Source organism: candidate division KSB1 bacterium, assembly GCA_022562085.1.
Lineage (GTDB): Bacteria > Zhuqueibacterota > Zhuqueibacteria > Oceanimicrobiales > Oceanimicrobiaceae > Oceanimicrobium.
The window spans coordinates 1-10,388 of the sequence record JADFPY010000142.1 but is presented as its reverse complement, the minus strand read 5'-3'; the positions used below and the strand labels follow the sequence as shown (position 1 = coordinate 10,388).

Here is a 10,388-nt window from a genome sequence, read left to right as displayed (position 1 = left end):
TTGCATCCTGGTCATCCTTGAAAGGAATTATCGTTGGCCTCATCATTGGATTGTACGCCCGAAAAGTGAACTCGATTTCCAAAGCTGTTGTTTTCGGTCTGATTGTCGCGCTTTTTTTTGCTTTTCTAACCGCACTCGGCCAATACCTTGGAGAAGGTCAACACTATTGGCTAGAAATCATGCTTCCCGGAATAATTACTGGAGGAGTCATAGGCTATGGCGTACAAAAGTTTGGCGCAAAACCAAAAGTAGCCGACTCAAAAATCTAACGAATATTTAAACGGAGGGGATATGTCGAAACCTATATTTGGACTTATCTTGGGAGCAATACTTGGAGTCTTTGATGGACTCACTTCGCTTTTTTATCCGGAAGTCATCGCCTCGCAGCTGCCTGGAATCCTTTTCTTTTCATCGTTAAAGGGTTTAATCGGCGGATTCATCATCGGTTTTTTTGCCCGCAAAGTTGACTCTCTTGGCACTATAATTCTTTTCGGAGGTTTCATTGGATTACTTTTTGCCTTTCTGATTGCACTCGCGCCAGATGAAAACGGCAAGTACTATTTTGCTGAAATTATGCTGCCGGGCGGAATCGTTGGCTTAATTATCGGATTTGCGATCCAAAAGTTCGGTCAAAGCAGCAAAGCAGTTTAACATTACACTTTTCATAAAAAATAATCTAAAAAAACGGAGGTAACGAAATGAAAAAAGCTAAACTCATTTTAGCAATTTCTTTGACACTATCAGTGCTAATCTCAATGTCTTTCGCTCTTCGCAGCTCTGAAGACAAACAAAATAATAACTCTGGATTAAATGAACATCTCAAGCCGTTATCACCCTTTATCGGAAAAACCTGGCGAGGGAAATCACCCAACGCGGATCCCGATAAACCGTTCGAAGATGTTTCACGCTGGGAAAGTGCTTTAAACGGCCAGGCCGTCCGTATCCTGCACTCTGTGAATGAAGGGGCTTACGGCGGTGAGACCTTGGTCGTCTGGGATCGGAAAAAAGAAAGCCTGGTATTTTATTACTTCACGACGGAAGGTTTTTACACGGTAGTGTCAAAAGTTCAATGAAAAAATGAAAATTTGTAATGGCTATAATTTGTGAAGGTTTTATTTAGGGATAACAACAAAGATAGCAATAAAAACGGGAGTATCTGTTTTTTTGATACTCCCGTCTATCTTCGTTGGATCGGCTATCCCTGGCAGGTTGCTCCTCAGCAGAGCCTGTTTCCGTTTCACCGATCAAATAGAATATAGTAGAACGAAAAAGTAAAGCAAGTTAGAATGTTCTTTGAAAAACGACGGCCTAAACCGCGAGAGCAATGATTTTCACCCATTTATTCTGAATTCTATCGAAACCCGACAGCTCAGGTAACTTCACGGGTGTTTCATATCCCAGACTCTTGTGTGGTCTGAGGAAATTGTAATGGGTAACAAAGAGGACTAATTTGGCCACAGCTCCATTGATGCTTCCGAAACCATTTTGGGCCTGTAGATGATATTTAAATGTACGGTTGAGTCGTTCGATGATTTGTTTGTATGGTCTGTATTCTTCAGACTCCTTATCCAGGTTTTGCAGACCAACCACGGTCTTCAGACTTAAGTTGAGTTGCTTATTGTTTGCGTTGATAAAATGCAGACCTGCCTGGTAGGATGGATTACCGTCGGTGACTAAAGTGATATCTTGTTTTTTGTCTGCGGTCCTCACGGCCTCAAGCATTGCGGTGATGGCAGCTTTTGCGCCACGGTTATCGCTAAAATGGTAAGCGGTGATTTTCTTTGAAGTCGAGCAGATAAACAGCCAGACATAGTGCCAGACGCCTTTGACTTTGACATAGGTTTCATCTCCGGCATTTACGTCATCAATAGAGCCTTTGTGCTTGAGGTTGAACTTATGGCAATGGTAAGCTGCGGTTTGCACATAATTCAAAACGGTCTGGTATGAAACGCCTATATCCCAGATATTCTTGAGCATATGGGCTGTTTTTCGGGCTGTGATGGCGTAAGAGACATGCAGAGTCAAAATCAGGGCAAAGATATTGATATCATTGTGGATACGGTGCAGAGCAACAGTGGGTTTGTCCGGTTCGGCTACTTTTAGCTCGCCAGGCTGGAAATGATAGTCACGGTACTGATAATTTATTTTAAACTGTGACAAGCGCTCTTGCCGTACTTTTTTCTCAGAGGTATTGAGACCAGAGAGCTTTGCCTGACGATGTGGACATTTATGGTTGTGACATTTATAGATAGTAACTTCTTCACGCTCTTTCCATTTATAAAGTGCGTTGAAACAATACGGGCAGAAGTATTTATTGGGTTTGCGAAAGCGGATATGAAGCCCGAAAACATTGCCACAGACTTTGCATTTTAACTGAGAGCGTTTCTTGCCGTCGTTAAAATAGATGTAAATATGGGGCGCATCACAATGTTGGCACCTCGTTGTTTCGGGGACGCAGTTTTCAGGACTTCTTACTTTGACTGGTTTAAGTGATTTGCCATATTTGGACTCATATTCTGCAAGGAGTTCTTTATAGTTTAAGTTTTTTTGGGTTTGATAATTTCTGCGGAATCGAGTGGCGCTAAAGGATTAGTGCTAAATTCCCGGTAGTTCGGATGTTGTTCTTTGAAGTCATCCTTAGGTTGGAACTCCGGATTCTTATTCTCCAGAATATTAACAAGTTCAGAGATTAGATGAAGAATTTGCTCATGGTTGAAATGTCTACAAATCCAAACGATTGAACGCTCTATATTATGCAAGGGTTTTCCCTCCTTCTTTAACAGACTAAAATAATCTATTAAACAAGGGGAGAAAAGTCAATATCGTTCTAAGTCACTATAAAATAGTTAATTGAAAATAATTGTAGTGTTAACTTTTGACACTACGATCTGAATTAACAGGAGAAAAAAATGAAAACGATTATTAAAGGCAAATTGTTACTGACAGCATTTGTTCTGTCCTTAGCGGCTAATGTCAACAGCCAGGAATTTATCTATAAACCCGCTTCGCTTACAGTAGCAGCGGTTAACTTGCAGAAGGTTGAAGGAGGGCACCTCGAACGTTTCCAAAAACCTTTTCAAATTCAACGATTAAGTGAAAACGTTTATTGGGTTTCAGTCTCGTATTACAATGTCACCGTGGTTGTAGGTAAAGAAAGTGTCCTGCTTATTGATGCTCCTATAGCGAGAGGTAAACGAATTCTTGCGGCGATCAAGGCGATAACGAATAAGCCGCTTAGCGCTATTGTTTACTCCCATGCGCACTCGGATCACGTCGGCGATGCTGGAGCCATTTTGAAAGAACTGGGGAACAACGATATCGATCTATATGCGACCGAAGAAGTTAGAGATGAGTTCATTGCTCATAAAATGGGCATGCCAGCACCAACAAAAATTATTTCAGAAGGAATACATTTTGAGGGGCACTATCTCGAGGTATATAAAACCCTTGTTGGGCATACACCAGACAATACCGTATTTTTGATTAAAGATGGAAACCGTAAAATATTACACGCTGTTGACATGGTCCATCCTGATCAATTGGAGTTCAGAAATTTTTCTCTCGCTCAGGACCCGATAATATTTCAGAACGATCTAGAAACTTTGATGAGCATGGACTGGGATGTTATGGTTACTGGGCATAACAACTTGGGTTATAAAGAAGATGTTAAATTCATCCAAGACTATATTGCTGACATCCGGGAATATTTGGGCAGGGGTTTTTCAGAATTAAACTTTTCAGACCATATTAGAGGCGACTCACCTTATGTATGGTTCAATGGTTACAAAGTTGAAGTAATCGAATTTGCGCATAAATTGTTGGCCAAAAAATATCGAAAAGGTAGAGAAGAAGAATTTGATATTGTTGGCAAGACTCATGTAGAAGTTTTCTATTGGGCAATGTTTACCCGATAAAGGTTTCAGGTCAACATGAAACGGCACAGCATTCAATGAGTTGCAGAAAATAAGAACCGTAGGCTTTGTGCTCAGAATGACACGTAATTTATTGTTAAAACAATATCTTATGGAAGTTTGAATGTTAGTTAATTAACAACACCGTTACTTCTATTTTCTATTCAAAATAAGGAGGTATAAAATGAAAGCAGCAGTTATCCATGAATTTGGTGATATCGACGTGCTTAAGTACGAAGATATCGAGACGCCAAAGCCCAAGCCAGGGCACATTCTAATCAAGGTACTCGCCGCTGGTGTCAACCGCTTTGACCATTACATCCGCGAAGGGTCCGTCGTTCCAGAGCTGCCCTTCCCGCACATCCTTGGTGCTGATGCCGCTGGCGAGGTAGCTGAACTCGGTGAAGGGGTCACCGGGTTCGAAATCGGCGAGCGGGTCGTGCCCATCACCGGCTACCCATTCGACGAGAAAGATGCGGACATCCACCCCGGCAGCGCGGCGCCAAGTTACGGCGTCATCGGGCTTCACAGACCAGGCGCCTATGCGCAGTACCTTGAGATCCCGGCCCGCTGGGTGCTCAAGGACGACACCGGCCTCTCGCCTGCGGAGGTCGCCACGCTGCCAATGGGGGCCGCCACCGCCGTGCGCGCCGTGAAGTCCCTCGGTGAGGTCAGCGCTGGCGACAAGATCCTGATCACCGGTGGCAGCTCCGGCGTCGGCACGTTCATGATCCAGCTGGCCAAGGCCTTGGGCGCTGACGTGGCCACGACCGTGCGCAGCGCGGCCAAGGGAGAGACCGTTCGAGAGCTGGGTGCCGACCTCGTCATCAACACCCGCGAGGAGGACCTCGTCAAGCGTGTGCAAGACTGGACCGGCGGCCGCGGCGTGGATGTGGTCGTCGACAATCTCGGCGGCGAGTACGTAGCCCAGGGCATCGACGCCCTGCGCGGCCAGGGCATCCTCGTGGCGGTCGGATTTGTAGCCGGCCTCGAGGTGACGTTCAATATCCGCAACTTCTTCTTCGGTCAGAAGCAAATCCGTGGCGCACTCGCTGCTGACATCCGCGAGCTTCGCACCGGCCTTGACTTTGTTCGCGACGGCAAGATCAAGCCATCTCTAGACCGGGCGCTGCCGCTGAGCGAGGCTGCGGAGGCACACAGGTTGGTCTCGACGAACAAGGTGACTGGTAGTATGGTCCTGATACCCTGGGAAGCCTAGAGGTCAGGAATCCAGAGTGAGTAGGTGCGTATCGCCCCTACAAAAATTGATGTCAGCGCAAGACTAACATAATCAATTAAAAGTGTTTTGATTGGGATCTATCAAAAGTAACGTAAGAACGTCAAGAATAAAAAGGAGGTGATTTCAAAATGACGCACACTCTCAGCGAAATCTCAGGAGAGCAGTTCTGGAAGACGGTAGTCGCGGGTCTGATCGCCAATTACGTGATGACCATGACCGGATTTTGGCAGAGCGGACTGGGGCTCGCCGCAATCGACATCGGCGCGATGAATACGGGCAGCATGACGGCGGCCCATCCCGATGCACCCTATACACTCGTGGCGGGGAACCTGGCGCACTTCGCCAATGGCGTGATACTCGCTCTAATCTGGGTGGCGTTTCTCCAGAAGCGCGTTCCCGGGAATTGGATCGTGCAGGGTCTGATCTATGCCCTTATCACGCAGCTCGCCGCCTGGGTGATCGTGGCCCCACTCGCATTTGGTGTGGGTTTGTTTTTCACGAACACTCCGGCTCCGGGCTGGATGATGCTCTCGACCTTGGTCGTACACATTGCATATGGGCTCTCGCTCACGTTGAGCCTCAAGGTGGCGGGCGTGAGGACGGCGCGAACCTAAGGCACTGGAGAGCAATTTTCATTGCTCTCCAGTTTATTCTTAAGGAGATAAAATGATAGAACAAAAATTAGCTGAATTGGGATTTACACTCGATAGTCCTCCAGAGCCAATCGGCAACTATGAAGCCGCAGTGATTAGTGGAAACATGATTTACATCTCCGGGCAACTACCTGTTTCAGATGGGAAATTAATTTATCAGGGGCAGGTTGGGTCAGATCTAACTTTATCAGAAGGCTATCAGGCGGCAGAATTAGCTGCGGTAAATGTTTTAGCACAAATTAAAAAGAAACTGGGTACGTTTGATCGCCTAGTAAAAATAGTTAGAGTTGATGGCCATGTTAGTAGTTCACCTGATTTTATTGATCAGCCAAAAGTCTTGGACGGAGCCTCTGATTTGCTCAAAAAAGTCTTAGGCGAAAAATCAGGGCATGCAAGAACTGTATTTAGCTATTCAAAATTACCCAAAAACGCAACCATAATACTGGTAGTTATTGCAGAAATCAAATAGTGTTTCTAAACCAAAAGAAGCAGCTATTTAACAAACAGAGTACCTTACGGGATGGCAAAGTGTTTAGAAACAAGGGAATGTACCAATATTGATTTGGATATGAAAGGAGGTGACCACAGACAAAATAGACTAATATATTTGAATAAAGAGGCTTTGGTCGAACACCCAAAGATGTGAATTAAAGTATTTCAAAACCATTCTAAATTAAGGAGGAAAGCTATGGCTGACAGCGTTTACAAGGTGGTTGAATTAGTAGGAACAAGTGATGCTTCCTGGGAGGCAGCGGCGAAACATGCTGTTGAGACTGCTGGTGAAAGCCTTAAGAACCTAAGAATCGCAGAAATTACTAAACTGGACTTGAAAGTTGAGAACGGGAAAGTTGTCGCTTACCGCGCCAAAGTAAGTCTGTCTTTTAAATACGAATCCGGCGATTAATGTGCATACTCAAGATAGCAAAAGCGATCTCAGAGCGGCATTTTTTTTAAATTTCGCTTTTACCTTAGTTGAAATTATCGGGGGCATCTGGACAAACAGTGTAGCCATTGTCTCAGATGCGCTGCATGATTTTGGAGACAGTCTTTCTTTAGGTTTGTCTTGGTTTCTAGAGAAATACTCACACAAGGGAAAGGACGCCAAGTATTCTTATGGATACCGGCGCTTTTCGTTGCTAGGGGCATTGGCTAATATGGTTGTCTTAATTATCGGGTCTGGATTTGTTTTATCCGCAGCCATTCCACGACTCATCAACCCGCAACCTTCCGACGCGACGGGCATGATGGCTTTAGCCGTCGCCGGAATCATCATTAATGGTTTAGCGGTATTACGAGTCAAGGATGGCAAGAAATTAAATGTGCAGGTGGTTACCTGGCATCTGTTGGAAGATGTGATGAGTTGGGCGGCAGTGTTGGTGGTGAGTGTCGTCCTGCTTTTCACAGATTTGTACATTCTCGATCCAATACTTGCTGTGCTGGTCACACTTTATGTCTCGTACAATGTGCTTCGTAATCTAAGAAAGACATCGGCACTTTTCTTACAGGCTGTCCCAGTGTCTGGTAATGTCAATGACATTGAAATGAAAATACGAGCAATTGATAAAGTACAATCTACCCATCATACGCACTTTTGGTCGTTAGACGGTGCACATAACGTCTTGACGACCCATGTGGTGATCGATAAAAGCACAGCTAAAGATAAAGTTTCACAGATGAAACGTGAAATCAAGTCACTTACCAAAAATATGGGATTGGAGCATATCACCATAGAAATCGAATACGGAGATAGAGATTGTAGTATGGAGTCGGATAAGTAATACCGCCGCTTATGACGGGCGTGTCTGTGTCATGACATCTCCAAGGTTATACTCGGTGGATGAGAAACGTTTTTACCCAACGAACAGAATTTTAACCATAAGGTTCAGTAATGAGCGACAAAATTGAAGATGAAGAGAGATCTCTACCAAAGCCTAAAATCATGCTTGTTGACGACGAGCCAGTTGTAACTGATAGCCTCAAGACTCTTCTTGAATTCGAGACCAACTACGAAATTCTCGCATTCCAATCCGCGGTAGATGCCCTTAAAATGTTTCAGGCAACACCAGTCGATGTGGTAATTTCAGATTCGTTGATGGCAGATATGGACGGATTGGAATTTCTTGCAGAAATTAAAAAGTTACACCCGGATACAGTGCGTATTCTGCTTACGGGCTATGGCGACAAAGAGAATGCCATCAAAGCCGTCAATGAGGTTGGTATATTCCAATATATCGAAAAGCCCTGGGACAATGAACACCTCAAACTGGTTATTCGAAATGCACTCGCCAATAAAAACCTGAAAGAGATTTTACATAAGAAAATTCGCGAGTTAGACACACTTCTTTTACAACGGGATTCTTTGGTGCAGAATCAAGAGTTATTCAAGGAGGAGCTTTCTCTGGCCCGTCAGTTACAGGAAAGACTTCTTCCAAATGAGTTTCCGGAAGCGAACGGTATTTCATTTACGGCAAAATATCTGCCAGCGCTGGAAGTTGGTGGTGATTTCTACGATGTCATGCCTTTAGCCAATAATCGCATTGCCATCCTGATAGCTGATATCACAGGACACGGAATACAAGCCGCCCTGAGTACGACTCTGCTGAAATTGTCCTTTTCGGACTTTAAAAACTGTGACATGGGTACCGGGGATATTCTCGCAGGCATGAACGCAACACTTATGAAGATACTACCGGCCAATGTATTTGTAGCTGCCTTAGTAGTCATCTTAGATACTAGATCCGCTCAGTGTTCCATCGTCAATGGTGGAATTCCTTACCCAATTGTCCTCCGGCGTAGCAAGCATAGGGTCGAGCCAGTTTTAGCCAGCGGGCTGGTGCTCGGAGTCGTCGAAAAAGCATCGTACACGCCTGGACAAGAGGTTGTTATTAAGTTGGAGGAAAGCGATTCCTTAATTCTTTACACAGATGGCCTAAGCGAAATACAAAACGAAGCAAATGAACAATTTGGTTACGAATTCTTAAAAAACATGATTTTGGAAAATAGTGAAAAGTCCGGTGAAAAATTGATTGAACATCTTGTTTCATTAGCTCGAAGATTTAGTAATCAGGACCACAATTGGGACGATATTACAATTCTCGGCATCGAAAAAGCTTAGTGTCAATTCGACATCATTAATGTGACAAAAATCATAGACAAGCAGTTCTAGAGCGTGCTCATATTTGGGCCCACAAGGAATTAGGCGTACATGCATTAACTCTAACCGGAGGTACGTGGTATGACATTGGAATATTGGTTTATGTTCCCCATTTCAATCCTAATTGCGACCATAGCTATGGCTTCAGGTGTAGAAGGTGCGACATTTTTTACACCGCTTTTCATTCTCGCCTTGGGTCTTTCTCCAGAAATTGCGATTGGAACGGGTCTGATAACAGAAGTTTTTGGATTCGCCAGCGGTTTGTATGCCTATGCTCGCAAACGGTTGATTGACTATAAGTTAGGTGTCGACCTTTTAACAGCCACTATCCCAATGGCTTTGCTAGGTACCTGGGTAGCCGGATATGTTCCTTCTGAATTTCTTAAGGTGATACTTGGTGGAGGATTATTAGCAATTGCAATCAGTTTCCTGAGAGCACCTGATCATGATGGGGTTGAGGGCCTGGATGACGCTATCCAGAAAGAGTACGAGGGTGAGAAAGCCGAGACATGCCTGGTAACGAGAGAAGGTGAAGAGATTCGCTATTCTGTCTGCAATCGCAATGAGGGTCGTTTCTTTTCCGGATTGGGTGGTCTGTTCATCGGCATGATATCTACGGGCCAGGGGGAATTAAATGGTTATTTTCTCCTACAACGCTGTCGGGTGCCCAGTCGGGTCGCTGTGGCCTCTAGTGTGTTTGTGGTTGCGATTACCGCCCTGGTCGCCTCCACGGGGCATTTCATAAAGTTCGTACAAACTGGCGGAGAGACCTTGAGTATAGTGCTTAGCTTGGTTGTTTTCACCGTCCCAGGGGTCCTCATCGGCGGACAGTTAGGCTCATTGGTATCCAGCCGAATTTCACAGCATCTTTTAGAGCGCGGTTTAGCTATTCTTTTTATCTTAGTAGCTGCGTTAACCCTTGGGGAAGTCATACTGTAAAGAGATGCTCAGTAATGATGGAATGGGGATATGACAAAAACTGGGAGGCAAAAAAATGAAAAAATTTGACGCGATAATCATTGGCACGGGACAGTCCGGTCCATCTCTCGCCGGCAGTTTGGCTGGCACCGGGATGAACGTAGCGATCGTCGAACGCAAACTGTTTGGTGGAACCTGTGTTAATACCGGATGTATCCCCACCAAAACCCTCGTGGCCAGCGCCCGTGCTGCCTACATGGCCAGACGTGCTGCCGACTTCGGTGTAATGATCGATGGCTCCATCAGGGTGGACATGAAAAAGGTCAAGGCACGTAAGGACGAGGTGTCGGGAGTATCCAACAAAGGCGTGTAAAACTGGCTCAAGAGCATGGAGAACTGTACGGTTTACGAAGGTCACGCTCGCTTCGAAGGCCCTCGCACGGTCAGAGTTGGTGAGGAACAACTAGAAGCGCCTAAGATTTTCATTAATGTAGGTTGGCGGGAAACCGTAC

At 45.1% G+C, this 10,388-nt stretch carries 13 protein-coding genes and 1 pseudogene; 12 read left to right on the top strand and 2 right to left on the bottom strand.

Annotation, left to right across the window (positions count from 1 at the left end; translation table 11 throughout):
- Positions 1-17: 17 nt before the first annotated feature.
- Genes IH879_12615 through IH879_12605 form a run of 3 tightly spaced genes read left to right on the top strand, consistent with a single transcriptional unit; the run spans position 18 to position 1,073 of the window.
- Positions 18-269 (top strand): hypothetical protein, encoded by a 252-nt coding sequence (locus IH879_12615; GenBank protein MCH7675781.1) that lies wholly within the window; start codon positions 18-20, stop codon positions 267-269.
- 22 nt (positions 270-291) lie between these two features.
- A complete protein-coding gene (locus IH879_12610) occupies positions 292-651 on the top strand; it encodes a hypothetical protein (protein MCH7675780.1) in 360 nt (119 codons plus the stop codon).
- Between the two features lie 47 nt (positions 652-698).
- Positions 699-1,073 (top strand): hypothetical protein, encoded by a 375-nt coding sequence (locus IH879_12605; GenBank protein ID MCH7675779.1) that lies wholly within the window; start codon positions 699-701, stop codon positions 1,071-1,073.
- Positions 1,074-1,308: 235 nt separating this feature from the next.
- On the opposite strand, the gene IH879_12600 is transcribed toward IH879_12605, so the two are convergent.
- Both IH879_12600 and IH879_12595 read right to left on the bottom strand, forming a co-directional pair.
- Positions 1,309-2,160: a DDE-type integrase/transposase/recombinase gene (locus IH879_12600; GenBank protein MCH7675778.1), complete on the bottom strand. Its 852-nt coding sequence runs from the start codon at positions 2,158-2,160 to the stop codon at positions 1,309-1,311.
- 377 nt (positions 2,161-2,537) lie between these two features.
- Entirely contained in the window at positions 2,538-2,759 is a 222-nt protein-coding gene (locus IH879_12595; GenBank protein MCH7675777.1) for a hypothetical protein, read from the bottom strand.
- Between the two features lie 150 nt (positions 2,760-2,909).
- Here IH879_12595 and IH879_12590 point away from each other — a divergent pair, with 150 nt between their 5' ends.
- From IH879_12590 to IH879_12550, 9 genes and pseudogenes are all read left to right on the top strand, one after another.
- Positions 2,910-3,914: an MBL fold metallo-hydrolase gene (locus IH879_12590; GenBank protein ID MCH7675776.1), complete on the top strand. Its 1,005-nt coding sequence runs from the start codon at positions 2,910-2,912 to the stop codon at positions 3,912-3,914.
- A gap of 181 nt (positions 3,915-4,095) precedes the next feature.
- Entirely contained in the window at positions 4,096-5,130 is a 1,035-nt protein-coding gene (locus tag IH879_12585; protein MCH7675775.1) for a zinc-binding dehydrogenase, read from the top strand.
- A 149-nt stretch (positions 5,131-5,279) separates the two neighbouring features.
- Positions 5,280-5,765: a DUF2938 family protein gene (locus IH879_12580; protein MCH7675774.1), complete on the top strand. Its 486-nt coding sequence runs from the start codon at positions 5,280-5,282 to the stop codon at positions 5,763-5,765.
- A 52-nt stretch (positions 5,766-5,817) separates the two neighbouring features.
- A complete protein-coding gene (locus IH879_12575; protein MCH7675773.1) occupies positions 5,818-6,273 on the top strand; it encodes a RidA family protein in 456 nt (151 codons plus the stop codon).
- A gap of 219 nt (positions 6,274-6,492) precedes the next feature.
- Positions 6,493-6,708 carry a dodecin domain-containing protein gene (locus IH879_12570; GenBank protein MCH7675772.1) on the top strand — a complete coding sequence of 72 codons (216 nt, stop codon included), beginning with the start codon at positions 6,493-6,495 and terminating at the stop codon, positions 6,706-6,708.
- A complete protein-coding gene (locus IH879_12565) occupies positions 6,704-7,582 on the top strand; it encodes a cation transporter (protein MCH7675771.1) in 879 nt (292 codons plus the stop codon). Before IH879_12570 ends, IH879_12565 begins: the two co-directional genes overlap by 5 nt.
- Positions 7,583-7,692: 110 nt before the next feature.
- Complete coding sequence (locus tag IH879_12560) at positions 7,693-8,919, top strand: SpoIIE family protein phosphatase (protein ID MCH7675770.1); 1,227 nt, start codon at positions 7,693-7,695, stop codon at positions 8,917-8,919.
- Positions 8,920-9,039: 120 nt separating this feature from the next.
- Positions 9,040-9,897, top strand: coding sequence for a sulfite exporter TauE/SafE family protein (locus tag IH879_12555; GenBank protein MCH7675769.1), 858 nt, complete (start codon positions 9,040-9,042; stop codon positions 9,895-9,897).
- A gap of 55 nt (positions 9,898-9,952) precedes the next feature.
- A pseudogene (locus IH879_12550) lies at positions 9,953-10,388 on the top strand (FAD-dependent oxidoreductase).